This window comes from Bartonella sp. AA97HXZ, assembly GCF_042196985.1.
Taxonomy (GTDB): Bacteria; Pseudomonadota; Alphaproteobacteria; order Rhizobiales; family Rhizobiaceae; genus Bartonella.
In genome coordinates this window covers 210,334-235,218 of sequence record NZ_JBHIRC010000002.1, presented here as the reverse complement: position 1 = coordinate 235,218, position 24,885 = coordinate 210,334, and the positions used below count along the sequence as shown (strand labels likewise).

Here is a 24,885-nt window from a genome sequence, read left to right as displayed (position 1 = left end):
AATAAAGAATAACAAACGGAAAAATATTTATTGAAATTCAAAAAAGAAAGGATAATTTTTCGTCATGTTTAAACTTCTATTGTGTTTTTTCTTCATTTTTCCTTTTGTAGCATACGCTCAAGAAAAAAAACAAGAAATAGATGATCCTTCTTTTATACCGCCTTTCATTGCAAATTATCCCTTAACAGAAGATCTTCTTTTAAAGCTGGAAAAAATCAAAGCAGAATGTAGAAATTTATCTTCAGAACCAGAACAAACAAATACAAAAAGTGATCTCAGTACTTATGATGATAATATTGAAAAATACGCTTCCTATATTTTTAATAATCCAAAACTTGTAAATATTTTAAAAGAAAATAATATAACACCGAAAGATTTTGTTGTTGCTCACCTAGCACTTCAAGCGACATTGTATGTACTTACTGATGAAGAAAATTCTACTTATGAAAAAAACTCTTTACCTGCAAGAAATATAGAATTTGCTAAAGAGCATATGTATAGAATAATAAAAATTTTAAAAGATAACTGTTAAAAAAATCTTTTTAGAACAATTGATTAACTTTGTAAACGCCGACAAATTTCATCTAATTGTTCTAATGAAGAGTAATGTATTTTTAAATCTCCACCTTTTTTACCATGTCGAATAATAACTTTCATTCCTATTACATCTGCAAGTAATTTTTCTAAAGATTTTGTTTCAGCATCTTTCTCCGTATTGGTACGCTTTTTAGTTTTAGGATTAGCTTGCTCATATGCAAGTATTTCTGTTTGACGTACTGAAAGCCCTTCACGAATAATTTTCTCAGCTAAATTTTGTGGATCATCAACGGTTATAAGACAACGTGCATGACCTGCAGAAAGTTGTCCATCAGTTAAGAATTGTTGTACTTTTTCTGGAAGTTTTAACAAACGAAGCGTATTTGCAACATGACTACGACTTTTTCCTATAACTTGCGCTAAATCTACTTGCGTATAATCATGTTCATTTAGAAGCATCTCATATCCCTTTGCTTCTTCGATAGGATTAAGATCTGCACGTTGAACATTTTCAATAATTGCCAATTCCAAAGCCGTTTTATCGTCCACATCACGAATAATAACGGGTAATTGACTTAAATTTGCACGTTGTGCTGCACGCCAGCGCCGTTCACCCGCAATCAATTCAAACTGATGAGGATGATCTCTTAAAGGCCTCACAATAACCGGTTGAACCACACCGTGTTGACGAATTGATTGTGTCAAATTATCAAGCTCTGTTTCAGTAAAATGACGCCGAGGATTGTGAGGATTACATGAAATAGATTCAATAGAAATAAATCGCTCAGAAAGACTACCGGATTCATTTAATTTATCAAAGCTTGATGAACGTGCAATATTGTTGTTTAAATTGATATCTCCAATCAATGCCGCTAATCCACGTCCTAGTCTTTTTTTTGATAGATCATCGTTCATAATTTTGCTCTTTGAGTTTTCTTACAAAAAATTTTACATTTTTAAGCAGCAGCACGTGCTTGTTTTTCACGTTGAATCATTTCTGATGCTAGACGCAAATAAGCTTGGCTCCCAGCACATTTAAGATCATAAAGCAATACAGGTTTGCCAAAAGAAGGCGCTTCTGATACTCTTACATTTCGTGGAATAACAGTACGATAAACTTTATCTCCCATAAAAGAGCGTACATCTTCAACAACTTGATTTGAAAGGTTATTACGTCCATCATACATTGTTAAAACAATACCTTGGATCTCTAAAGATGGATTAAGTACGGATCGCACTTGTTTTACTGTTTCAAGTAATTGACTTAAACCTTCAAGTGCTAAAAATTCACACTGCATAGGCACTAAAACAGAATCCGCAGCCCCCATAGCATTAAGTGTTAAAAGATTAAGGGAGGGAGGACAATCAATTAAAATATAATTGAATTTTTTTTCCATTTCCGGATCATCATAGAGAGCTTTACGTAAGCGTTGTATGCGATCTTTTGATGAAGAAATTTCCATTTCCACACCTAAGAGATCAAGTGTAGAAGGAACTATATAAAGATTGGGTACGGCTGTTTTTAAAGCCGCCTGTGTAATTGAAACGCCCGAAACCAAAACATCATAAGAAGATAAAGGACGGCTATTACGATCAATCCCTAAACCTGTACTAGCATTACCTTGTGGATCAACATCCATAATAAGGACATTTTCACCAATAGCCGCTAAAGCTGTAGCAAGATTAATTGCTGTGGTTGTTTTTCCGACTCCACCCTTTTGGTTTGCAATAGCGATAATTCGTGTTTCGCTCATTTTGCTCTACCCTCTATATGATCGAATATGAGAAATTTCCAAAATAACAGAATTTTCATCAACTTTACTTTTATGTTTTAACAGATCAAAGTGCCAATTGGCAGAGGCATTTTTTATTTCTGTAGCGTAATCCCGACCTTTTTGCAAAAGAGCTATTGTTTTTTCTGTTAATAAAGGAAAAATGAGTTGTAAAAGAGTATCAAGCGGCGCTAATCCCCGTGCTGTTATAATATCAGATATGGGAATTTTTTGATATATATCTTCAATTCTAGCGTGATAAACCGTTGCTGGAAGATTAAGTTGAGCAATAACTGTTCGCAAAAAAGCAACTTTTTTCCCATTACTTTCAACAAGATTAATATGTCCTGCTTTTTTTTCTTTCAAAAAGATAGCAATCACAATTGCAGGAAAACCTCCTCCTGATCCTAAATCACACCAATGTAAAGAATGAGCATACAAAGGAAAAATTTGTGCTGAATCTAGAATATGTCGTGTCCATAGATCTGGTATAGTTGTAGCAGATATCAAATTAATATGTGCATTCCACTGAAGTATTAAAGACTCAAACTGAATTAAATTTTCCATCGTTTCACGTGAAACAGAAGGAACAATATTTAATAATTGTTGATATTTTTTTTCTGTAGAAAAATTCATTAAGCTGTTTTAGCCTTTTCACGTCGTTGACGTTGAATATGTGTAATAATAAGCGATAACGCGGCGGGTGTCATGCCATCAATTTTTTGTGCATCAGCAATTGAACGCGGCGACACTTCTTGAATTTTTGATTTAAGTTCATTTGAAAGACCTGAAATTGCCTGAACATCGAGAGAAGAAGGAATTTCTAAACGCTCATCTCTCTGAAGAGAGGCAATATCTTGTGCTTGTTTATCTAAATAAACCGCATATTGTGCCTCAATTTCTAAAGATTCTGCTGTTTTAGAATCAATTGTTTTTAATTGTGGCCAAAAATCTGAAAGACGCTCTAAGGTCATATGAGGATAAGCAAGAAAATCATAAGCCGAACGCCGAATTCCATCATGATTAACATGTAATCCATGAGCAGAAGCTTCATTGGGTGTTAAAAAAAGATTTTGACATATTGATCGTGCTTGATCAAGCCGTTGTTGTTTTTTCTGATAACATTCCCAACGTATTTTACTTACAATACCCCATTTTTGTGCCAAAGGTGTTAAACGCGTATCAGCATTATCAGATCGTAAAGATAAACGAAATTCAGCACGTGATGTAAACATCCTATAAGGTTCACAAACACCACGTGAAACCAAATCATCAATCATAACACCAATATAAGCAGTAGAACGACTTATAAGTATTTCATCTAATTTACCTACTTTACGTGCAGCATTTAATCCAGCTAAAAGTCCTTGTGCTGCTGCTTCCTCATATCCTGTTGTACCATTAATTTGGCCTGCTAAAAATAAACCTAGTAAAGAGCGTAATTCTAAGCTTCTCGTTAATTGTTGTGGATTAACAAAATCATATTCAATAGCATAACCAGGTTGCAAAACTATAGCATTTTCCAATCCTTCAATGGTTTTCAATAGAGAAATTTGTACATTTTCAGGAAGAGAAGTAGAAAGACCATTTGGATAAACAGTATCATCATTTAATCCTTCTGGTTCCAGAAAGATCTGATGCCCATCACGTTCTCCAAATTTCACAATTTTATCTTCAACAGAAGGACAATAACGTGGTCCTAACCCTTCAATATTTCCAGAATATAAAGCAGAGCGATAAATATTCTCGCGAATAATTTGATGTGTTTTCTCATTTGTACGTGTTATTGCACATTCAATTTGTGGTTGTTCAATTTTCTCTGTTAAAAGAGAAAAGGGTATGGGATTTTCATCTGCTTGTTGTTTTTGGAGAGCTTCCCAAGCAATTGTTTTTTTACTCAAACGAGCAGGGGTTCCTGTTTTTAATCGTCCAAGTTTTATATGATATTTTTTCAAATGTTCAGCAAGTTTTACACTTGACTGATCTCCCATACGACCAGCAGCCCATGTTTTATTACCAATATGAATAAAGCCATTTAAAAACGTACCTGTTGTTAAAACAACAGCACCAGAAAAAATTGTTCCTTTTTTTTTTAAAATAACACCTGATACACAATTATCTTTAACAACCAGATCAATAACTTCATCCTCAATAAGAGTAAGATTTTCTTGTTCTTTTAATAATTTTTGAATTGCTTTTTTATAAAGTTGTCTATCTGCCTGTGTCCGTGGTCCTCTTACTGCCGGTCCTTTACGTCTATTAAGTAGTCTAAACTGAATTCCAGAAGCATCCGCTGCTCTTCCCATAAGACCATCTAACGCATCTATTTCACGAACTAGATGCCCTTTTCCAAGTCCACCAATAGCAGGATTACACGACATTGTTCCCAGTGCTGATATTTTATATGTAACAAGCGCTGTTTTGGCTCCTACACGTGCTGAAGCTGAAGCCGCTTCACAGCCAGCATGACCACCACCAACAATAACAACATCATATGATTGCATTTAATTCATTCCGTAGAAAATATTCTAAGGTTTCACGTGAAACAGTATATAAATTACATAATCTTTATAATCTGTCTATGAAATAATCAATGTTTCACGTGAATCATTATTTACCAACACAAAATTCTGAAAAAATAATATCAAGCAAATCTTCAACATCAATATCTCCTGTAATTTTCCCAAGAAAATCACTTGCACAACGGAGATGTTCTGCACGTAAACTGAGATCAAGAGAATGATAATTAAGAGAAAATTCAATCTCTTTAACAGCCTGCTTTAATAATTGAAGTTGCCTTTTACGTGCTGGAACAATATTTCCAATTTCAGAAGCACGATGATGACAAAATAATTCAAGTTCTTTTATAAAATAATCAAAATTTAAACCAGTTAATGCGGAAAATTGTATAGACCAACGCTGATCATTTTTTTCATAAAGATCAAGTTTATTGCCAACACACCATATTTCAGCCGATGTTTCTGGTAAATCAACTTGCTTAGGATTTCCTATATCATAAACCAAAATAACCAAATCAGCTTCCCTAACATGCTGTTTAGCAATTTCTATTCCCATCTGTTCTATTTTATTTTCTGTTTTTCTAAAACCAGCAGTATCGGTTAAAAAAATAGGTAAACCACCAAGAATAATTCTCATTTCTAAAGCATCACGGGTTGTTCCTGCTTCTTCCGTTACAATAGCAACAGATCTTCCTGAAAGACGATTCATAATGCTTGATTTTCCAGAATTTGGAGCACCAGCAATAACAATTTTTAATCCATCACGTAAAATACTTGCACGTTCTCCTTCAGTAATATATTCCCGAATAGAAGTACAAAGATCCTCAACATCTTTCCAAACTTTATCAGATATTGCGTTGGGAATATCTGCTTCATCAACAAAATCAAGTTCTGCCTCAATAAAAGCACGCGCCTTCATAAGCTTATGACGCCAATCACGATAAAGCGTCGTTAAATGTCCACTTGTACCCATAACAGCTAAACGCCGTTGGCTTTCCGTTTCTGCTTCTATTAAATCAGCAAGACCTTCTGCTTGAACAAGATCTAATTTTCCTTCCATAAAAGCACGACGTGAAAATTCACCTGCTTCTGCAATACGGCATCCAGAAAATGTCGACAATTCATCGAGAAAACGATTAACGACTGCTTTTCCTCCATGTAAATGGAATTCTGCACAATCTTCCCCCGTAAAACTATGAGGAGCAGGAAAAAAAACAGTTAAACCAGAATCTAAAAAACTACCATCACGAGCAGTAAGATTTCCATAATGCATAAAACGTGCTTTAGGTAAACGACCACAAAGCGTTTTAACTATATCCACAACATGAGGACCAGAAAGCCGAATGACTGCAACCCCTGAAGGTAACAATCCACTCGAAACAGCAAAGATTGTATCCACAGGTTTTATCCTAATAAAAACTTTAATGACTCTACGTATTCATTGAATCAAAAAATTCACTATTGTTTTTTGTTTGCTTTAATTTATCAATCAAAAATTCAATTGCATCTGTTACATTCATAGATGCTAAAATACGACGAAGAACAAAAATTTTGTGTAAATCTTGTCGTTCTACCAGAAGTTCTTCCTTACGCGTTCCTGACTTTAAAATATCCATAGCAGGGAAAATACGTTTATCAGCAACTTTTCGATCAAGAACAATTTCCGAATTACCTGTTCCTTTAAATTCTTCAAAAATAACCTCATCCATACGACTTCCTGTATCAATCAAAGCCGTTGCAATAATGGTTAAAGATCCGCCTTCTTCAATATTACGTGCTGCACCAAAAAAACGCTTTGGACGCTGGAGGGCATTTGCATCCACACCACCTGTTAAAACTTTACCCGAAGAAGGAACAACTGTATTATATGCACGCCCAAGACGTGTAATAGAATCGAGAAGAATAACAACATCACGCCCATATTCAACGAGACGTTTGGCTTTTTCAATAACCATTTCTGCCACTTGTACGTGACGTATTGCAGGTTCATCAAAAGTAGAAGAAACCACTTCTCCTTTTACTGAACGCTGCATATCAGTAACTTCTTCTGGTCGTTCATCAATTAAAAGAACAATGAGATAACATTCAGGATGATTAGTGGTAATAGAATGAGCAATATTTTGAAGTAAAACTGTTTTTCCCGTCCGAGGAGGAGCTACAATTAACCCTCTTTGTCCTTTTCCCAATGGAGATATCAAATCAATCACACGTGATGACATATCTTTCTCTGTAGGATCTTGTATTTCCATTTGGAAACGTTCATTTGAATAAAGAGGAGTAAGATTATCAAAGTGGATTTTATAACGAATCTTTTCAGGTTTTTCGAAATTAATTGTATTAATTTTAAGGAGAGCAAAATAACGTTCTCCCTCTTTTGGACTGCGTATGGGGCCTTCAATTGTATCGCCTGTTTTTAAAGAAAACGACTGTATTTGTGCAGGTGAAAGATAAATATCATCAGGACCAGGAAGATAATTAGCATCAGCAGATCTCAAAAATCCAAATCCGTCTTGTAAAACTTCAACAACACCTTCTCCTATAATTTCAACGTCTTGTAGAGCAAGTTTTTTCAAGATAGCAAACATTAATTCTTGTTTGCGCATAAGGGAGGCATTTTCAACTTCTAATGTTTCAGCAAAAGAAACAAGCTCAACGGGATTTTTGCTTTTAAGTTCTTGTAGTTTCATTTTTTGCATGAAATATGCTCTTTGTAATTAAGGAGAAGATTGTTCTAAATAATTTATGGAAATTTATGAGTGAAATATTACTAAGAAAAAATATCCTACACTCAATTTTTTTAATCTGCAAGTACCATTTATATGAAATTTGTTCCTGTAATATTAAGTAATTATATGAAAAACTTGAAAAAATATAAAATCCAAATAGTATTTAATTATTTTAATAACAAAAATGTGAGTTAGTATTATAGCATTAATGAAATGCTATTCAAAAGTATTTTTTACAGAAATTTATATTAATAAATTTATATTAAAGAAAGGATTATTCTTATTTATAACTGTGTTTAGTGTGGATTATTATTTATCCTCAATTTTATCCACAAAAGGAACTGAAAAAAGAATAAAAATATCACTATCTTAAAGATATTATCCCCTCTTTTTTATAAGAGGGATTAAATTATCACAAGCATTTAATTTGTGCATAAAAAAGGAGAATTTTTCATAAATTTTAGTTTTATAAAAAACGGCGAGGATATATACACATGTCTTAACAAGGAGTTAAAATTTTTGTGACAAAAGAAAAAAAATTCTTTCATTTACACATGCTTTCTGATGCAACAGGAGAAACATTAATTTCTGTTGGAAGAGCTGTAGCATCGCAATATGCAATGATTCAGGCAACAGAGCATATCTATCCTATGATTCGTAATAGAATACAGTTACAGAAAGCTCTTGATGAAATACAACAAGAGCCAGGTATTGTTCTTTACACAATGATTGATGAAGAATTTAAACTTCTCCTTCAAAAAAGGTGTAAAAAAATAAAAGTTCCCTGTATTGATATATTGCATCCTGTTTTAAATGCTTTTCAGTCTTACCTTGGAATGCCAACACATTTACGTGCGAGCGCACAACATGATCTTAATGCAGATTATTTTCGCCGTATTGAGGCACTGGATTTTACAATAGAGCATGATGATGGACAGTCTTCCAGTAGCTTATCCGAAGCAGATGTGATCCTTGTGGGAATTTCAAGAACCTCTAAAACGCCAACAAGTATCTATTTAGCAAATCGCGGAATAAAGACGGCTAATATTCCTCTTATTCCTAATATTGATTTGCCAGAATCCCTTTTAGAGGCAAAAAATTCTTTAATTATTGGTTTAATTGCTTCAGCTGAAAGAATCTCACATATCCGCCAAAATCGAGATTTGGGAGAAAGTTTTGCTCTTGATAATTATACAAATCGTATCAACATAGTTGAAGAATTAATCTATGCAAAACGCATTTGCGAACGTTTTGGTTGGCCTATTATTGATGTCACAAGACGTTCTATTGAAGAAACTGCTGCTGCAATATTTGAACTGTTATCACGATTTCGTGAAGGAAATGAGAGAAAATTCTCATGAACGCAGATACTTTAATATTAGCATCTCTTAGTTTTTATCGTGCAAAATTATTAAAAAAAGCAGGTTTAAATTTTTTCATTGAAGGAGCTTCTTTTGATGAAAGAGAAGTAGAAAAAAAAGCAAAAGAAAAAACACCTAAAGAACTCAGCTGTTTTCTTGCGAGCGCAAAAGCAAAAAATGTTTCAGATCGTTTTCCTGATGCTTTCGTTATTGGTTGTGATCAAGTTCTTGATTTGGAAGGTCAAGTTTTTCACAAAGCAACAAATATTAAAGAAGCACATCAACGTTTATGTGAATTATCAGGAAAAATCCATTCTCTTCATAGTGCGGTAGCTTTATTTAAAAATGGTCAAAAAATTTGGGTTGAAGCTTTTAGTGCACATATGTCCGTCCGTTTACTCTCATCAGAATTTATTGAACGTTATTTAGCACGCGTAGGAAAAGATGTTTTAAACAGCGTGGGAGTATATCAAATTGAAGGAGAAGGAATTCATCTCTTTGAAAAAATTGAAGGAGATTTTTTTACCATTGTTGGTTTACCTTTGCTGCCTCTACTCATAAAACTGCGCCACTTAGGAATTATTGATGGTTGACTTAACAATAAAAAAAACAAATTATCCGCGTGCTTTTGTTGTTGGTTCTCCAATTCATCATTCAAAATCGCCAAAAATTCACAATTTTTGGCTTAAACAATATGGTTTACAAGGAGAATATATTGCACAAGAAGTAACATCTGAAGAATTCAGTCATTTTATTGCGTCTTTACAAAAAATAGGCTTTTGTGGAGGAAATGTTACTTTGCCTTATAAACAGGAAGCTTTTCGTTTAGCAGATTATAAAGATGAGAGAGCAACAATGATTGGTGCTGTTAATACACTTTGGTATGAAGGAGATAAGCTTTGTGCCACGAATAGTGATGCCTATGGTTTTAGCGCTAATCTTGATGATTTTGCATCTGATTGGGGAGGGGAAACAGCTCTTGTTTTTGGAGCAGGTGGTGCCGCACGCGCTATCATATATGCCTTAAAAAAACGTGGATTTGAACAGATTTATTTAATTAACCGTACAAAACAACGTGCTGATAATTTAGCTCAGCATTTTGGAAAAATCATTAAAGTTTACGATTGGCATAAAATCCATGAAATACTTCATCAAGCTGATTTGATTGTTAATACAACCTCTATTGGCATAAAAAGTCCAGAAGAAAAAAGTGATTCTTTTTTTTGCGATTTTCATAAAGCAAAAAAAACGGCATTAGTAACAGATATTATTTATACACCATTGATAACTCCTTTTTTACAACAGGCAAAGGCTTGTGATCTCAAGACGGTTGATGGACTTGGGATGCTTCTACATCAGGCTGTTATAGGGTTTGAACAGTGGTTCGGAATAAGACCACAGGTAACAAAAGCGTTACGGACAGCTATTTTAGAGGATATGAGTGAAAAAAGAGAATGAAGATCATAGGATTAACGGGATCAATTGCTATGGGAAAATCAACAGTTGCTGATTTTTTCAAGCAAGCGGGTATTTCTGTTTTTAGTGCTGATGAAGCAGTACAACAGCTTTATAAAAGTGAGCCAGCTTTGTCATTCATAGAGCGTATTTTTCCTGGTGTGGTTGAAAACGGAGAAGTTAACCGTTTAAAACTTTCTGAAATTTTGATTGATGATAAGGAAAAATTACAAACATTAGAAAAAATAATTCATCCTTTGGTGCAAGAAAAAGAAAGGGAATTTATTGATATAGCGCGTGAACAAGGGAAAAAATTAGTTATTCTTGATATTCCACTTCTGTTTGAAAAAAATGGTGAAAGTCGTGTGGATAGCGTTATTGTTGTTTCTGCTCCACCAGAAGTACAAAAAGAACGTGTAATGATTCGCCAAGGTATGAATGAGAAAAAATTTGCCTTTATCAACGCTCAACAAATGCCAGATGAAAAAAAACGAGAACGTGCTGATTTTATTATTGATACAGGGAAAGATTTAGAGAATACACGTCAACAGGTTTTTGATGTGATAAAAAAATTGCTAAAGAATTTAAATTATGCGTGAAATTATTTTTGATACAGAAACAACAGGTTTAGATAAAGAGAAAGATCGCATAATCGAAATTGGTTGTGTAGAAATGGTTGATCGTTATCTCACAGGACGCCAATTTCATGTTTATTTAAACCCTGAAGGCGTTATTATTCCTGATGAAGTTGTAGCAATTCACGGATTAACCAATGAACGCTTGAAAAACGAGAAAAGTTTTAGTGATATTGTTGATGAATTTTTGGAATTTATCAAAGACGTGACAATGATTGCGCATAATGCGAGTTTTGATATTGGTTTTATTAATGCAGAATTAAAACGCGTCAACAAACCGCTTATCAGTGTTGATAATATTATTGATACATTGGCTATGGCGCGGCGTAAATTTCCTATGGGTCCTAATTCTCTTGATATTTTATGCAAACGTTTTGGAATTGATAACAGCCATCGTGTTCTTCATGGTGCTTTGCTTGATGCAGAGATTCTAGCCGATGTTTATATTGAGCTCATCGGTGGAAAGCAAGGTGTATTGGGTTTTGATAACAGAAGGGATGTTGATGAACATATCCAAAACGATAAAGATACATCTTATGCCGTTAAAATTCGCCCACAGGCTTTACTTTCAAGATTGAGTACGCAAGAAAAAAAGTTACACGCTGATTTTATCTACAAAATGGGTGAAAAAGCTCTGTGGAAAAATTTCAAAATTCATGAATAACATCATTTTTTATCTAAAAGAGTCACGATTGAAATTAAAAAATATCGATGTCAAAAAAAAACGGTCGTTGTGGGGAGGGGAACACCACAACGACCCTGTCGCTACATCGTACCTCAGCTATCATAGGAGGAGCAAAATGAAAGCTATTAATCCTGTAACAGCAAAGAAAAGCTCTAGGTACTTAATATAAAGTGCAACGACTTCACGTCTTATGAAGAGAAAAAATGGCTTTTTAGAGGCAAAGTGAAAAAATATATAAGGGTAATTTGTTTTTTTTAGCTGAAATGGAGAAAAAATTGTCATGAAAGCAACAGATCGTCTTTTTTTGGTTGACGGATCAGGCTATATTTTTCGTGCTTATTATGCTTTGCCGCCTTTAAAACGTAAAAAGGATGGACTTCCTGTAGGAGCAGTAGCTGGTTTTTGCAATATGTTATGGAAATTACTTTGTGATGCTCGTAATACAGCTACGGGTGTTGTTCCAACACATTTTGCTGTTATTTTTGATTATTCATCTGATACTTTTCGGAAACAAATTTATCCTGAATATAAAGCGAATCGCGTTGAACCTCCTGAAGATCTAATTCCTCAATTCGCGCTAATACGCCAAGCAACGAAGGCTTTTAATTTGCCTTGTATTGAAAAGGAAGGCTTTGAAGCGGATGATTTAATTGCTACCTATGCAAAGTTGGCAACAAAGGTTGGGGTAAAAACAACCATTATTTCTTCTGATAAGGATCTTATGCAACTCGTAAATACGCATGTATCTTTGTATGATGGAATGAAAGATAAGCATATAGGTATCTCAGAAGTTATAGAAAAATGGGGTGTTGCGCCTGAAAAAATGATTGATTTACAAGCATTAATTGGAGATTCAACGGATAATGTACCGGGTATTCCAGGCATTGGTCCAAAAACTGCAGCTCAGTTGTTAAATGAATTTGGTTCTCTTGATCTTTTATTGCAAAACGTAACAGAAATTAAACAAACAAAACGACGTGAAAACATTCAAGCTTATAAAGAACAAGTTAAAATATCTCGTGAACTTGTCAGGCTTAAAACAGATGTTCCTATAGATAATGATTTAGATGATTTTATTTTGGAGCCACAAGATGGTCCACGTTTAATTGCTTTTTTGAAAGCAATGGAGTTTTCAACATTAACGCGTCGCGTGGCAGAGGCAACAACATGCGATGCAGCTGTTATTGACGCACTTGATATAGATGTTGAATGGGAAAAACTAAGCCCCAGGAATGATTCTGATATCAGGCATGATTCTGATATCAAGAATACTGAGCGCGCATCCCTTCATAATTTTTCTGAAAATTCTCCACAAGTTTTTGCACAAGAACGTAAAGATCAAGCGCTGACTCAAAAAATTACAAGAGATGCTTATACAACAATTCTTGATGAGGAAATTTTAAAAGACTGGTTATCACAAGCACAAGAGCGGGGTTTTTTCGCTTTTGATACTAAAACAACATCTCTTGATCCGATGCAAGCAAAGCTTGTTGGTTTTTCACTCGCATTACAGCCGGAAAAAGCAGCTTATATACCTCTTGAACATTTTGATGAAGGAGAAGAGGACCTTTTGAGGGGCGGGCGCATTGCTTCACAGATTGGGGCTCGAAAAGCTTTAGCACTTTTAAAACCGATATTAGAAGATTCAGCGGTGTTAAAAATTGGTCATAATATAAAATATGATTGGTTGGTGATGAAGCAATACGACATTATGATAAGCTCTTTTGACGACACCATGCTTTTATCATATGCTTTTGATGCTGGAATGTTAACCCATAATATGGATGATTTGTCTGAACGTTGGCTTAAGCATAAACCAATTGCCTATAAAGATTTAACGCATAACGGGAAAAAAATTACTTCTTTTGCACAAGTAGATTTAAAACAAGCAACCCTTTATGCGGCGGAAGATGCTGATATAAAGCTACGTCTTTGGCAAGTATTGAAACCACAACTTGTTGCTCGTGGAATGACAAAAATTTATGAGCGTCTTGATCGACCTCTTGTAGAAGTTCTTGCAAGAATGGAAGAACGGGGGATTCTTATTGATAGGCAGATTTTATTGCGTCTTTCAGGAGAGTTGGCACAAGCTGCTTTGATTCTAGAAGAGGAAATTTACAAACAAGCTGATGAAAAGTTTAATCTTGCTTCGCCAAAGCAATTAGGGGATATCCTTTTTGGCAAAATGGGATTGCCTGGAGGCGCTAAAACAAAGGGTGGACAATGGTCAACTTCTGCACAGACCTTAGAAGAGTTGGCTGCTGAAGGTCATATTTTACCGCGTAAAATTATTGAGTGGCGTCAACTTTCAAAGCTAAAATCTACCTATACAGATGCCTTGCCTTCTTATATTTTTTCAAAAACAGGGCGAGTTCACACGAATTATTCTTTGGCAATAACATCAACAGGTCGGTTATCATCATCAGAGCCAAATTTGCAAAATATTCCAGTGCGAACTGCTGAAGGACGTAAAATTCGAACAGCTTTTATTGCTCCCAAAGGACATGTGTTACTTTCTGCTGATTATAGTCAGATTGAGTTGCGCATTCTTGCACATATTGCGGATATAAAAGCATTAAAAGAAGCTTTTGCTAAAGGGCATGATATTCACGCTATAACGGCATCACAAATGTTTGGTGTTGCGATAGAAGGAATGCATTCAGATATACGACGGCGTGCAAAAGCGATTAATTTTGGTATTATTTATGGTATTTCAGCTTTTGGATTAGCCAATCAGTTGGGAATTTCACGCCAAGAAGCGGGTCGTTATATTCAACTGTATTTTGAAAGATTTCCAGGAATTAAAGATTATATGGAGAAGACCAAAATCTTTGCACGTGAAAATGGTTATGTAGAAACAATTTTTGGACGTCGTATCCATTATCCAGAAATAAAAGCAAAGAATGTAAAAATTCGTTCTCTTAATGAGCGGGCAGCTATCAATGCTCCAATTCAAGGTTCTGCAGCCGATATTATTCGCCGCGCTATGATACATATGGAAGATGCTTTAAAAGCAGAAAAACTATCAGCAAAAATGTTGCTGCAAGTTCATGATGAACTGATTTTTGAAGTACCAGAAGAAGAAAGTAAAAAAACCATGACTGTTGTTAAAAATGTTATGGAAAATGCTACAATACCGGTTCTATCTTTATCTGTCCCGCTTGAAGTAAAAGTTATGACGGCTCAAAATTGGGATGAGGCACATTAATTTTTTTATTTATTTTTAAGAATATTGATTGCGTTGGAAAGATTAAGATAGGCTTTGATAGGCAAATGATCTGAAGCAATGCGTGCAAGTGGTGAATAATGATTTTCAATACTTGTTACCAATTGGTGGGGAAAAGAAAAAACTCTATCAAGGGCTAACAAAGGAAAACGAGAGGGAAAGCTTGGTACAACTTCAAAAGTGCTATCAAAATAGGGAAAAAAATGATTTAAAGATGAGCCTTTTCCCATTCGCCATTCATTAAAATCTCCTATGAGGAGTGTAGGCATAAGGGGGCGTTTTTGGAAAATTTCAAGGAGCATTTTTGTTTGTTGTTTACGAGAGTAACGTAATAAGCCAAAATGAGCCGCAATAATACGAATAGGTCCTGCTGCCATTTCCAACTCTACAATTACAGCCCCACGTGGTTCAATACTAGGAAGAGTGACTTGTAAAGTATCACGTACATATCCCTTTCGCAAAAAAAGAGCATTCCCATGCCAACCATGGCCATGAGGTGACATAGTATTAAGAGGTACAGGAATCAAACCGGTTTCAGCTTTTAATAGCTGAAGATTAATCAAACCGATGCGTTCCCCAAAACGTTTATCTGCTTCTTGAAGAGCAAGGATATCAACTTGTAATTCAGTAATAACACGGACAATTCTTGTAGGATTAAAAACTTTATCAACACCTACACATTTATGCACATTATAGGAAGCAACGGTCAGATCATAATTACTATTTTGATTGACGATGTTTGATTGATGATGAGAGCGGCTGTGAATTGTATTTAAAAAGGAGCTATGGAGTTTTTGTTGGATAAAACCGGTAAACCAAGGGAATTTTTGCTTATAAGGGATTTTTGTCATTTTGCGAAAAGAATAGTTTCTAAGAAGCAGAAGGTAAAGATTTACACTAAAAACAAAAGAACCTTGTTTCTTTTAGAAACAAGGTTCTTTAATTAAGTAATGATTTTTGCAATCAATCACGATTTGAGCCAAGAAACTGTAGCAAGAAGACAAACATATTGATGAAATCAAGATAAAGATTCAGTGCGCCCATAATAACTTTACGTCCTCTGGTATCGCTTTCATCTCCTTCATAATACATCAACTTAATGCTCTGGGTATCGTAGGCTGTTAAACCAGCAAAGATAAAAACACCAATCACAGAGATAGCAAACTGCAAAGCGCTTGATCCAAGAAAAATGTTCACAATCATGGAAAGCAACAAGCCGATCAATCCAATGAATAAGAATGAACCGATTGCTGTGAGATCACGCTTTGTTGTGTATCCATAAAGTGAAAGAGCTCCAAAAGTTGCGGCGGAAATGACAAAGGTTTGCACAACACTTTCTGTCGTATAGCGCAAAACGATTGAAGACAGTGAAAGACCAACCAGAGCAGCATAACCAAAAAAGAGACTACGAGCAGCATTTGTGCTCAATGTATTAATTTTAAAACTGAGAAATAAGACTGCTATGAGTGGTGCAAACATAACAATATAAGAGAATGGCGATGTATAAAATGTTACTCCAAATGGTGTTAGATAAACACTGCTATTGATTTGAGCTGCTGCTTGGCTCATATCTGTTGTCGTTGCTAATGATACAATTGCATAAGCGGCAGCAGCTGTAATAAGCAAACCAATGGCCATTGCATTGTAGACACCCAACATATAGTCGCGTAATCCCTGATCAATTGATGCATCGGCATGAGAAGCAGGTGCCGAACGTAAATCTTTAAAATTAGCCATAATATAAAATCCTTTAGCATATGTTCTGTCAGATATAGGGCTTTAAAGGTGTCTCTGTCATTACACAGATAAGCTTGGTATAAGCCTTAATTGGGCAAATACAAAAACCCTTAAGAATCACTGACAGAATTCCAGCATATATGCTCTTATTATGGAGATTTATTTAAAAATTACAAGAGATTTATATGAAGAAGGAACCTTACAAATTGGTAAGGAAATAGTTCATTTTAATAAAAAATATTTCCATTTTTTGCCATATTTTTGCAAGATAAAAAGACTACACTTAAAAACTTTTCTATTTTCACAAAAACTATGTAATACAATCCCTTATAAAATATTCACTATTTTTGCGTTTATGAGAAGAGCGGCAAGTATCATCACACTATTTTCAACCTCTAATATTGCATCTGTTTTGCACGGTTATAAGAGCTATTGAATTGGATTTTTATATAATATATCGATGTATAATGATAAATTGTCTTTTTGAATGCTAAATGATACTCCGAATATCGCAAGATTCTCTGGTTGAAAATCTGTTCATATTAAATCAATCAAGATTATTGACTTGCTTGTGTCTTGCAAGAGACATGGTTTTAATGGATTCAACATGAACAGATTCCAAATAAAAGAGATTTAGGATAGTAAGGGCTTTTATTCAATATGAAAAACGGTAATTTATATTTATAATCAATATGTTGCTTTAACAAGACACTATTGAAAATAGTTGAAAAAATGTTTTTTATTAAACAATATATAAAATAAAAAAGGAGAGTTTTTAAACGAAGCACTTAAGAAAGGCTCTGTAAAATCGATATCTGTAAAAACTAAAAAACATACGAAAAGCAATTGTTCTAATCAAATAAACAGAACTTCAAATGCTGTGAAATGTCTCCTCAAAAATTGTGATGTAGGACACATGGATAAAAAATATTGATTCTATTTGAGTTCATTTCTTTTGCACTAACTAAGTGTAGAAATGTAAAGTTGAAAAGAAAGTAAGATCTTATAGTCCCATGAAGAGAAACACGTGAAATGACGAGCAACAAGAATTGATTAAGAGAAATCAATGCGTAATCAGACTTGTGATGGTCAATAATCTCTGTTTTCTAAGGCACTGAACATATCAGTGAGAAGATGTACTATTGGAATGACGCCTTGCTTTCATCCAAGTACGCAATTCTTCAATAAGGATGGCAATAACACCGAGAGTGATAAAACTATCTGCAAGGTTGAAAATAGCAAAATAAAAAATATCATCAATATGAAAAAGTATATAATCAGTGACATGATGAAAGCGAATACGATCAATGAGATTGCCGATGGCTCCCCCAATAATAAGAATAAGGCCAAAGCGCATTAAAGACTTATTATATTCAGTATTTTTCCATAACCATAGAAGGAAGATAATCACAATGATCGTGATGGCGATGATTCCCCACTGAGAAAAGGAAGAAAAAAACGAAAATGCAATGCCAGAATTGCGCACATGATAAAGGGAAAGAAAAGGAATAAGCGAAATTTCTGTTCCTAAAGGCATATTGTGCATAACCCAGTATTTGACAGCTTGATCAAGTACTACTGTAAAAGCCAAGCCCAAGAGAAGAAAAGGGAGTGATTTACGAATCATGTTTTTCCTCACATGGTTCCAGTATTAAATAGGGGCGACGGATTTCATAAAGCATAACAGCTGTTGCTACAGCTAGATTAAGCGAGTCTGCACGTCCGCTTTGTGGAATACGCGTAAGTTTATCACACCGATTTGTAAGAAGATCTGATAATCCCTGTTTTTCATTCCCCATTAAAAGGATAATAGGGCCATTTTTGAAGTCAAGTGTGCGATAATCCAGAGAACCTTTGAGGTGTGTTCCAACAATCATACCTTTAAAGTGAGAAGACCAGTTTAAAAAGCCGTTTTCATCAAAACGATAAAGTGGTACAGAGAAAATAGATCCCATGGTTGCACGGACTGTTTCAGGCGAGAAAGGGTCTGTTGTCTCGCCAATTAAAATAACACCTTTAGCACCTACAGCATCAGCGGTTCGAATAATGGTACCAAGGTTTCCAGGATCACGTACACGATCAAGCGCGATGTAAACATCTTTAATCTGCCCTTTTATCATTTCAAAAGAGTGCCATTTTTGCTTGAAAATACCAATAACTGTTTGTGGATTATCGCGTCGGGTAAGTGATTCCATAACCTTTTGTGAGGCTTTAATAACAAAACCACCGTTGGCTACAGCACGTGCGGCAGTATTTTCGATAGTAGCATTACCGATTTCACTTTTAGAAAAAATAAGCGTCTGTATTGTCCAGCCAAGATTGAGAGCATCAATGACCAATTTCAATCCTTCTGCCATGAAAAGACCTTCTCTATTACGGTTTTTCTTTTGGCTAAGTGCTTTAAGATTTTTTATGATGGGGTTGCTAAGAGAGGTAATTTCTTTCACTCTACCAGTTTTGGGTCTACACATATTCAAGCAATCCAACGGCTAAAAAGAGAAGTAGAAAGAGCACGTCCTGCAACTTCTTCACGCAAAATAAGTTCTCCTGATTCGACCGTACCACCAAGATTTACAAATGCATCACGCATTAAAGCATGAAGTGCAAAGAAGGAAGCACGAATAGAATAAGCTGTAAGGACAACAGAGAGCGGTTTATCAGAGAGAAGTTTACGACAATTTGTGATCATGGCGGGTAAATGATCAAACAGTTGCCAAATTTCACCATGGGGTCCACGCCCATAAGCAGGGGGATCAAGAAGAATCATATCATAGCTTTTCTTACGACGCAGTTCACGCTCGACAAATTTCATAGCATCATCGCAAATCCAGCGAATAGAATGATCTGGTAATCCTGCTCTTTCTTGATTAGCTTTTGCCCACGCAATGGCTTTTTTAGAAGCATCAACATGGGTAACATTCGCACCCGCTCGTGCTCCAATCAAAGAGGCAATACCTGTATAGCCAAAAAGATTCAACAATTTTATAGGGCGTTCGGCTTTAACAATTTGTTCTTCCATAGAGCGCCAATGGGCATCTTGTTCAGGAAAAACCCCCACATGACGAAAGGAAGTAAAACGGCCTAGAAAAGACAATCCATTCCAAGCAAGAGCCCATGTTTCATCAAGTGGCTTTTTAGGAAAATGCCAACGCCCAACCCCTTCTTCATCAAGGTTTCCTGTGAAAATAGCATCAACATCAGCCCATTGTTTTTGTGGTAAAGCGGGTTTCCATAGTGCTTGACCTTCTGGTCGAATAATGCGGTAAGCTCCATAACGTTCTAATTTTTGTCCATGACCAGAATCAATGAGAGCATAGTTTTCGCTTATACCCGTTTCTAAAATAAGGGGCAGCTTTTCCTGCGGATATCTATTGTTATGGGAGAATTGAAAGCATTGTGCGGGCATGTTTTGTATCACGGTATATGAGGTATAAAAATATATTATAAAGCTCTTAAATGTTTCGTAAAAGTGCAAAAAAGCTAAAGTCAATTAAAACATGTATAAAAAAGAAAAAGAGCACTTTTAACTCTGTACTGAATATAGAATACAGAGAGAAAAGATTTCATTTAAATACCATTACACCAGATTTGTGATAGATGTTTTCAATTTTTCAATCTCGGCTTTACTTTTTTTGAGAGCTTTTTTGTATTTGTGATAGGAAAACCAACTGATCAGATTTCCTAATAAAATACCAAAACCAAAGAAAATAAAGAGCCATATAAAGAGGGGAGCATGATAAGTAAAACTTTCAGGATTTGCTCGAAAAGGATCAAGGGTTAACGGAACCATTTGACGATTAGCCACGATAAAAACAATCAAAACCGCTGCGAGAATCACACCGATACTTGTTAGAAGAATACGTTTAATTATCATAAGTTTCTCACTGATTAAGACGGTCGCGTAAATCCTTGCCAGTTTTAAAAAAAGGAATCCACTTTTCTTCAACAGAAACGGCTTCACCTGTTCGTGGGTTACGTCCATTACGGGCTGAACGGCTTTTTACAGAAAAAGCTCCAAATCCACGAAGTTCAACGCGATTGCCATTTGCAAGTGCTGTTGCAATTTCCTCAAAAATAGCGTTTACAATATTCTCCACATCCCGTTGAAAAAGATGCGGGTTATGACGAGCGATAATTTGTACAAGCTCTGATTTTACCACAATAGCCTCACTTTCACACAAAAAAAATTTGTAATTGTGCACTCCATGCATATTACAATATATAAACGGATAAAAGCAAAATAAAATCAAGAAAAAACAAATTGCAAGAAACAAAATTTGAAAATACCTTCTATAAAGGGTATACAGATTAAAAATGCGGAGGATTTAAGAGATCAGGAGAGTATGTCCGTACACAATCATTATAAAGCCTTTTCAACGCAATCATCTTTTGGAGATGTTTTAAAAAAAGCATCCCGTCATTCGCGTCGCATTAGCATATTAAAAATTTTTTTACCTCTCTTAGCGTTGATTTCAGCGCTGGTTTTTTGCTGGTTTACGTTTTTCTTGGTTCCCGTTACTTCTGATTCTATGCCTTTGAATAATGGAGAAAGTGGCGTGATGAATTTGACGATGCTCAATCCAAAATTAGAAGGGTATACGCGTGCTCATGAACCTTATTGGCTTAAAGCAGAAAAGGCATTTCAAGATCATACCCACGCTGGAATGATTGGGTTGCAAAACATTACAGCTAGAGCATTTATGGGCCAACAACGACAGGTTTTTCTCGTCGCACAAGGGGGGGTTTACGATAACATTAATGGTTTTTTACAGTTGGATAAGCCATTCACGATTACGACGAATGATGGGATGATGGTACAATTTATGTCAGCTAGTATTAACTTATCCGAGGGACAGTTAAAAACAGATCAACGTGTTAATATTCAGCAAGCCGGTTTGAATCTTGCCGCAAACGCCTTACAAATTCGAGAAAAAGGAAAAAACATATATTTCCATGGTGGTGTGCATTTAGTGCTTCAAAAGCAATAACGCAATATCAATACAAATCTTTAAAGGATATTTATAAAGAGAAGTATGTGTATATACAAACAGAAGAATTGAAATAATGAAATCGTACAAAAGATGGATAGGTGTGATGTTAGCTTTTAGCATGGGAATGTTAGGAGAAGGAGCAGTTTTAGGATATGCTGAAGTGGCTCATTTTGGAATAAGTCTATCAAGCGACAAAGAACCGGTAGAACTTCATGCAGATTCTTTGGAAATACGTGATAAAGAAGGGATAGCGCTTTTTAAGGGTGATGTTTCAGTGGTACAAGGTGAACGTCTTTTAAAAACGGCAGAATTAGTTGTTTACTACGATAAAGCATATAAAGAAATTGATAAAAACAAGGAAGATACAAAGGCATCATCTGTTTCTTTATTTGGTTCGTCGAGTATACAAAAAATGGAAGCTTTAGGAAAAGTTTATATAAAAATTGCTACGCAAGTTGCTACGGGTGATAAAGGTGTTTTTGATGGAAAGTCAAAAATGATGAGTTTGACAGGGAATCATGTTGTGTTAACTGATGGTGACAATGTGGCAACGGGGTGCAAACTAACGGCAAATATGGAAAGCGGAAAGGCTTTTTTAGAAGGTTGTGAGACGCCTAAGAAAAAAGGTCGTGTTTCTATTATTTTAAAACAAAATCAAAAGAATGGCCATTAAGATTTCATGTTTGGAATCAAAAGAAAAAAACAGACCGATAGGTATAATCTTGAAAGTGAAGCTTCAAAAAATCCCTTAAAAGGGACCTTGATTGCCAGTAATTTGATTAAAGTTTATCGAGGAAGACGAACTGTTAATGGTGTTTCTTTTGGCATTCGTACAGGAGAAGCCGTTGGCATTTTAGGGCCCAATGGGGCAGGTAAAACAACTTGTTTTTATATGGTGACAGGGCTTATAAAATCTGATGGAGGATCCATTAAAATTGATGGATTTGATATTACGCATCTTCCGATGTATCGACGTGCGCGTTTAGGTATTGGATATCTTCCACAGGAAGCGTCTATTTTTCGTGGTCTTTCAGTAGAAAATAACATTAAAGCTGTTTTAGAGGTCGTTGAAAAAGATCGCCTTAAACAACGTGAAGAGTTAGATAGCCTTTTACATGAATTTAAAATTGATCATTTACGTAAAATGTCTGCACTTTCGTTATCTGGAGGTGAACGTCGGAGACTTGAAATTGCGCGCGCTTTAGCTTCTCGTCCCCATTTTATGTTACTTGATGAACCATTTGCAGGAATTGATCCTATCGCTATTTTCGATATTCAACAACTTATTCGTCATTTAACGAGGCGTGGCATTGGTGTTTTAATAACGGATCATAATGTGCGTGAGACATTAGGGCTTGTCGATCGCGCTTATATTATTCATACAGGGCGGGTGTTAGTGCACGGTTGTCCTAACGATATTATCAACAACGTTGATGTACGCAGAATTTATTTGGGAAATCAGTTTTCTCTTTGATTTTACAGCTTTCACGAGTTTCCATTTAAGTTTAACCAAACATTATTACTGAAAATTTCCTTATTTATGCCAAAACTTCTTTTATGACTATAACCTTAATGTTGTTATTGAGTGGTGAAAAAGGCTTCATCATTAGAGGTTAGTTTGTTGTTTTATAAGTTTAGCTTACTCATAATTGTATCATAGAAAAGATATCACTAGATTAACGTGATAATGAGTGATAAACGAAGCTCTCAATAAATGCGTGTGTTATTGAAAGGTAAGAGATATTTATCATATTTTTCTCTGTCGAATCAAAAAATATATCGATGATGCTGTTTTAGGTATTTTGATGGGAGCACCGGTTTATATATTGCGGTTATTCAATAGGAGTTGTCGTATTTTATTGGTTTATATCGCCTATTTGAAAACAGGAGCTTGGCTACAGATATCAGGCTAAATCTATAAATCTTTTAAAATAATCATTAAATTTCTAAAAATCTTTATATTCTTGTTATAAGTCGATGTTCAAGCTATACAGTAATTTTCAAAGTAAAGGTCCATTTTGCTCAGTATGCTTTTCATCTTAATTTAAGGGCTCATTTTTAAAGAAAGAAAAACTTTGATGGCGGATTATACATCAAACTCTTATGACAAGTTTAATAAATTTATGAATAATGGCCTTTTCTAGAGTCGTAAGGAAATTAACTTTATGAACAACTTCATTTCTTTGGTTTCTCATGCCGTTAATGATGATCCGAATACTATTTATTATTGTTTTAGAAGTGATATGAGATGTATTGAGCCATCACCTATTATAAATTGAAAAGTAAAAACACATGCGATGTTGCGAAAAGTGAAAGAACATTAAGTATCTATAGCGTTTATAGGTTTATTGATGAGCATTTTAGCGTGTAAGAGGAAAATTAAAGTATGAATTTGAGTGAGTTAATAGCACCGGAAGCGATCATTCCGGCTCTTAAGGCTAATTCGAAAAAACAGGTTCTGCAAATTTTAGCCGAAAAAGCTTCTAAGCTAACAGGTCTTAGTGAGCATGTGATTTTTGATGTTGTTTTACAACGCGAGAAGCTTGGTTCAACGGGTTTGGGTGGAGGTATTGCGATTCCTCATGGAAAATTACCTGATATTAATCGGATCATTGGTATATTTGCACGTCTTGAAAGTCCTGTTGATTTTGAAGCTCTTGACGATGAACCTATAGATCTCGTTTTTCTCCTTTTAGCACCTGAAAATGCTGGTGCAGATCACTTAAAAGCTTTATCACAGATCGCACGTGTTTTGCGTCACACTGATGTTGTACAAAAGTTGCGCAGTACGCATAATGCCAATGCGCTTTATGCTTTATTGATTCAAACTTCAGAATCAAATGCAGCTTAAAAGTTATTATGAGCGTATAAATTGCGAGGTATGCACTACAGAGCGTAGGAAATAATATAATTTGCATCTTAAGACTAATAACAAAAGGTTATGTCATGAGATTTAAGAAAATTACTTCTAATTGAACCTTCTTTTTAAAGAGCAACCAACAAAAACGAAGGGCTTTTCCTTTCTTGTTCTCGTATATTAAAGCATCTAATTATTATGTTCGTGGATTCTTTTATCCTGTTATACTGTAAAAACACTATCATTTGAGATATGGTGAGATAAATTCTGTAAGTCTTCTTAATATATTAAGTGCTTTTAGAGTGTGTGGTAAATATTTTTAAACAGGACTTGTCTGTAGAGCCTTTAGTTAAGTGAATCACATGAGTGGGAAGAAAAGAGGAG

The 24,885-nt window shown here is 35.1% G+C and carries 24 protein-coding genes; 11 read left to right on the top strand and 13 right to left on the bottom strand.

The genetic code is table 11. The annotated features are described in order from the left end of the window. Positions 1-64: 64 nt before the first annotated feature. The gene (locus ACFINE_RS02325) at positions 65-532 is read left to right on the top strand and encodes a hypothetical protein (protein WP_375620897.1); all 468 of its coding nucleotides are present in this window, start codon (positions 65-67) and stop codon (positions 530-532) included. A gap of 23 nt (positions 533-555) precedes the next feature. Here the strand turns inward: ACFINE_RS02325 and ACFINE_RS02320 are convergent, their stop codons facing one another. The 6 genes from ACFINE_RS02320 to rho form a co-directional block, all read right to left on the bottom strand. After that, positions 556-1,452, bottom strand: coding sequence for a ParB/RepB/Spo0J family partition protein (locus ACFINE_RS02320; RefSeq protein ID WP_375620896.1), 897 nt, complete (start codon positions 1,450-1,452; stop codon positions 556-558). A 41-nt stretch (positions 1,453-1,493) separates the two neighbouring features. Beyond that, a complete protein-coding gene (locus ACFINE_RS02315; RefSeq protein ID WP_273790170.1) occupies positions 1,494-2,291 on the bottom strand; it encodes a ParA family protein in 798 nt (265 codons plus the stop codon). 6 nt (positions 2,292-2,297) lie between these two features. Continuing rightward, positions 2,298-2,945, bottom strand: a complete 648-nt coding sequence (gene rsmG / locus ACFINE_RS02310; RefSeq protein WP_375611339.1) for a 16S rRNA (guanine(527)-N(7))-methyltransferase RsmG — start codon at positions 2,943-2,945, stop codon at positions 2,298-2,300. After that, positions 2,945-4,813: a tRNA uridine-5-carboxymethylaminomethyl(34) synthesis enzyme MnmG gene (mnmG, locus tag ACFINE_RS02305; RefSeq protein WP_375620895.1), complete on the bottom strand. Its 1,869-nt coding sequence runs from the start codon at positions 4,811-4,813 to the stop codon at positions 2,945-2,947. The genes rsmG and mnmG overlap by 1 nt, the downstream gene beginning before the upstream one ends. Positions 4,814-4,919: 106 nt before the next feature. Beyond that, positions 4,920-6,227: a tRNA uridine-5-carboxymethylaminomethyl(34) synthesis GTPase MnmE gene (gene mnmE, locus ACFINE_RS02300; protein ID WP_375620894.1), complete on the bottom strand. Its 1,308-nt coding sequence runs from the start codon at positions 6,225-6,227 to the stop codon at positions 4,920-4,922. 31 nt (positions 6,228-6,258) lie between these two features. Continuing rightward, positions 6,259-7,524, bottom strand: coding sequence for a transcription termination factor Rho (gene rho / locus ACFINE_RS02295; RefSeq protein WP_015857121.1), 1,266 nt, complete (start codon positions 7,522-7,524; stop codon positions 6,259-6,261). A gap of 551 nt (positions 7,525-8,075) precedes the next feature. Here rho and ACFINE_RS02290 point away from each other — a divergent pair. The 6 genes from ACFINE_RS02290 to polA all read left to right on the top strand — a co-directional run bounded on the left by ACFINE_RS02290 (position 8,076) and on the right by polA (position 14,898). Beyond that, the gene (locus tag ACFINE_RS02290) at positions 8,076-8,915 is read left to right on the top strand and encodes a pyruvate, water dikinase regulatory protein (RefSeq protein ID WP_375620893.1); all 840 of its coding nucleotides are present in this window, start codon (positions 8,076-8,078) and stop codon (positions 8,913-8,915) included. After that, the gene (locus ACFINE_RS02285) at positions 8,912-9,508 is read left to right on the top strand and encodes a Maf family nucleotide pyrophosphatase (protein ID WP_375620892.1); all 597 of its coding nucleotides are present in this window, start codon (positions 8,912-8,914) and stop codon (positions 9,506-9,508) included. The genes ACFINE_RS02290 and ACFINE_RS02285 overlap by 4 nt, the downstream gene beginning before the upstream one ends. Further along, on the top strand, positions 9,501-10,373 hold the full coding sequence (locus tag ACFINE_RS02280; RefSeq protein WP_375620891.1) for a shikimate dehydrogenase: 873 nt from the start codon (positions 9,501-9,503) through the stop codon (positions 10,371-10,373). The genes ACFINE_RS02285 and ACFINE_RS02280 overlap by 8 nt, the downstream gene beginning before the upstream one ends. After that, positions 10,370-10,969 (top strand): dephospho-CoA kinase, encoded by a 600-nt coding sequence (gene coaE, locus ACFINE_RS02275; protein WP_375620890.1) that lies wholly within the window; start codon positions 10,370-10,372, stop codon positions 10,967-10,969. The genes ACFINE_RS02280 and coaE overlap by 4 nt, the downstream gene beginning before the upstream one ends. Then, positions 10,962-11,669 carry a DNA polymerase III subunit epsilon gene (dnaQ, locus tag ACFINE_RS02270; RefSeq protein WP_375620889.1) on the top strand — a complete coding sequence of 236 codons (708 nt, stop codon included), beginning with the start codon at positions 10,962-10,964 and terminating at the stop codon, positions 11,667-11,669. Before coaE ends, dnaQ begins: the two co-directional genes overlap by 8 nt. A 301-nt stretch (positions 11,670-11,970) precedes the next feature. Then, complete coding sequence (gene polA, locus ACFINE_RS02265) at positions 11,971-14,898, top strand: DNA polymerase I (protein WP_375620888.1); 2,928 nt, start codon at positions 11,971-11,973, stop codon at positions 14,896-14,898. Positions 14,899-14,903: 5 nt separating this feature from the next. Here polA and ACFINE_RS02260 read toward each other — a convergent pair whose 3' ends face one another. The 7 genes from ACFINE_RS02260 to ihfB form a co-directional block, all read right to left on the bottom strand. After that, a complete protein-coding gene (locus tag ACFINE_RS02260; protein WP_375620887.1) occupies positions 14,904-15,767 on the bottom strand; it encodes an endonuclease/exonuclease/phosphatase family protein in 864 nt (287 codons plus the stop codon). 112 nt (positions 15,768-15,879) lie between these two features. Next, positions 15,880-16,653 (bottom strand): Bax inhibitor-1/YccA family protein, encoded by a 774-nt coding sequence (locus ACFINE_RS02255; RefSeq protein ID WP_375611347.1) that lies wholly within the window; start codon positions 16,651-16,653, stop codon positions 15,880-15,882. 1,123 nt (positions 16,654-17,776) lie between these two features. Beyond that, positions 17,777-18,280: a signal peptidase II gene (gene lspA / locus ACFINE_RS02250; protein ID WP_375611348.1), complete on the bottom strand. Its 504-nt coding sequence runs from the start codon at positions 18,278-18,280 to the stop codon at positions 17,777-17,779. After that, positions 18,270-19,124, bottom strand: a complete 855-nt coding sequence (locus tag ACFINE_RS02245) for a TrmH family RNA methyltransferase (protein ID WP_375611349.1) — start codon at positions 19,122-19,124, stop codon at positions 18,270-18,272. The genes lspA and ACFINE_RS02245 overlap by 11 nt, the downstream gene beginning before the upstream one ends. 2 nt (positions 19,125-19,126) lie before the next feature. Beyond that, a complete protein-coding gene (locus ACFINE_RS02240) occupies positions 19,127-20,059 on the bottom strand; it encodes a class I SAM-dependent methyltransferase (RefSeq protein WP_375620886.1) in 933 nt (310 codons plus the stop codon). Between the two features lie 171 nt (positions 20,060-20,230). Next, positions 20,231-20,527, bottom strand: a complete 297-nt coding sequence (locus tag ACFINE_RS02235; RefSeq protein WP_273790185.1) for a lipopolysaccharide assembly protein LapA domain-containing protein — start codon at positions 20,525-20,527, stop codon at positions 20,231-20,233. Between the two features lie 7 nt (positions 20,528-20,534). Next, a complete protein-coding gene (gene ihfB / locus ACFINE_RS02230) occupies positions 20,535-20,813 on the bottom strand; it encodes an integration host factor subunit beta (protein ID WP_273790186.1) in 279 nt (92 codons plus the stop codon). A 183-nt stretch (positions 20,814-20,996) separates the two neighbouring features. Between ihfB and lptC the strand changes: the two genes are divergently transcribed. The 4 genes from lptC (at position 20,997) to ptsN (ending at position 24,495) form a co-directional block, all read left to right on the top strand. Beyond that, positions 20,997-21,641, top strand: coding sequence for an LPS export ABC transporter periplasmic protein LptC (lptC, locus tag ACFINE_RS02225; RefSeq protein ID WP_375611351.1), 645 nt, complete (start codon positions 20,997-20,999; stop codon positions 21,639-21,641). A gap of 76 nt (positions 21,642-21,717) precedes the next feature. Then, entirely contained in the window at positions 21,718-22,317 is a 600-nt protein-coding gene (locus ACFINE_RS02220) for an LptA/OstA family protein (protein ID WP_375612778.1), read from the top strand. Between the two features lie 6 nt (positions 22,318-22,323). Further along, on the top strand, positions 22,324-23,118 hold the full coding sequence (lptB, locus tag ACFINE_RS02215) for an LPS export ABC transporter ATP-binding protein (RefSeq protein ID WP_012754448.1): 795 nt from the start codon (positions 22,324-22,326) through the stop codon (positions 23,116-23,118). A gap of 912 nt (positions 23,119-24,030) precedes the next feature. Next, positions 24,031-24,495, top strand: coding sequence for a PTS IIA-like nitrogen regulatory protein PtsN (ptsN, locus tag ACFINE_RS02210; RefSeq protein ID WP_375611353.1), 465 nt, complete (start codon positions 24,031-24,033; stop codon positions 24,493-24,495). Positions 24,496-24,885: the final 390 nt, after the last annotated feature.

What these genes read in the sequence shown, in the direction of transcription:
- ACFINE_RS02320 (WP_375620896.1), bottom strand. Translation starts at nt 1,452, where the DNA reads ATGAACGATGATCTATCAAAAAAAAGACTAGGACGTGGATTAGCGGCA.
- ACFINE_RS02235 (WP_273790185.1), bottom strand. Translation starts at nt 20,527, where the DNA reads ATGATAATTAAACGTATTCTTCTAACAAGTATCGGTGTGATTCTCGCA.
- ACFINE_RS02315 (WP_273790170.1), bottom strand. Translation starts at nt 2,291, where the DNA reads ATGAGCGAAACACGAATTATCGCTATTGCAAACCAAAAGGGTGGAGTC.
- ACFINE_RS02285 (WP_375620892.1), top strand. Translation starts at nt 8,912, where the DNA reads ATGAACGCAGATACTTTAATATTAGCATCTCTTAGTTTTTATCGTGCA.
- ACFINE_RS02260 (WP_375620887.1), bottom strand. Translation starts at nt 15,767, where the DNA reads ATGACAAAAATCCCTTATAAGCAAAAATTCCCTTGGTTTACCGGTTTT.
- dnaQ (WP_375620889.1), top strand. Translation starts at nt 10,962, where the DNA reads ATGCGTGAAATTATTTTTGATACAGAAACAACAGGTTTAGATAAAGAG.
- lspA (WP_375611348.1), bottom strand. Translation starts at nt 18,280, where the DNA reads ATGATTCGTAAATCACTCCCTTTTCTTCTCTTGGGCTTGGCTTTTACA.
- ACFINE_RS02240 (WP_375620886.1), bottom strand. Translation starts at nt 20,059, where the DNA reads ATGCCCGCACAATGCTTTCAATTCTCCCATAACAATAGATATCCGCAG.
- lptB (WP_012754448.1), top strand. Translation starts at nt 22,324, where the DNA reads ATGTTTGGAATCAAAAGAAAAAAACAGACCGATAGGTATAATCTTGAA.
- rsmG (WP_375611339.1), bottom strand. Translation starts at nt 2,945, where the DNA reads ATGAATTTTTCTACAGAAAAAAAATATCAACAATTATTAAATATTGTT.
- ACFINE_RS02280 (WP_375620891.1), top strand. Translation starts at nt 9,501, where the DNA reads ATGGTTGACTTAACAATAAAAAAAACAAATTATCCGCGTGCTTTTGTT.
- ACFINE_RS02245 (WP_375611349.1), bottom strand. Translation starts at nt 19,124, where the DNA reads ATGTGTAGACCCAAAACTGGTAGAGTGAAAGAAATTACCTCTCTTAGC.
- lptC (WP_375611351.1), top strand. Translation starts at nt 20,997, where the DNA reads ATGTCCGTACACAATCATTATAAAGCCTTTTCAACGCAATCATCTTTT.
- polA (WP_375620888.1), top strand. Translation starts at nt 11,971, where the DNA reads ATGAAAGCAACAGATCGTCTTTTTTTGGTTGACGGATCAGGCTATATT.
- mnmG (WP_375620895.1), bottom strand. Translation starts at nt 4,813, where the DNA reads ATGCAATCATATGATGTTGTTATTGTTGGTGGTGGTCATGCTGGCTGT.
- ptsN (WP_375611353.1), top strand. Translation starts at nt 24,031, where the DNA reads ATGAATTTGAGTGAGTTAATAGCACCGGAAGCGATCATTCCGGCTCTT.
- ACFINE_RS02220 (WP_375612778.1), top strand. Translation starts at nt 21,718, where the DNA reads ATGAAATCGTACAAAAGATGGATAGGTGTGATGTTAGCTTTTAGCATG.
- ACFINE_RS02325 (WP_375620897.1), top strand. Translation starts at nt 65, where the DNA reads ATGTTTAAACTTCTATTGTGTTTTTTCTTCATTTTTCCTTTTGTAGCA.
- coaE (WP_375620890.1), top strand. Translation starts at nt 10,370, where the DNA reads ATGAAGATCATAGGATTAACGGGATCAATTGCTATGGGAAAATCAACA.
- rho (WP_015857121.1), bottom strand. Translation starts at nt 7,524, where the DNA reads ATGCAAAAAATGAAACTACAAGAACTTAAAAGCAAAAATCCCGTTGAG.
- ACFINE_RS02255 (WP_375611347.1), bottom strand. Translation starts at nt 16,653, where the DNA reads ATGGCTAATTTTAAAGATTTACGTTCGGCACCTGCTTCTCATGCCGAT.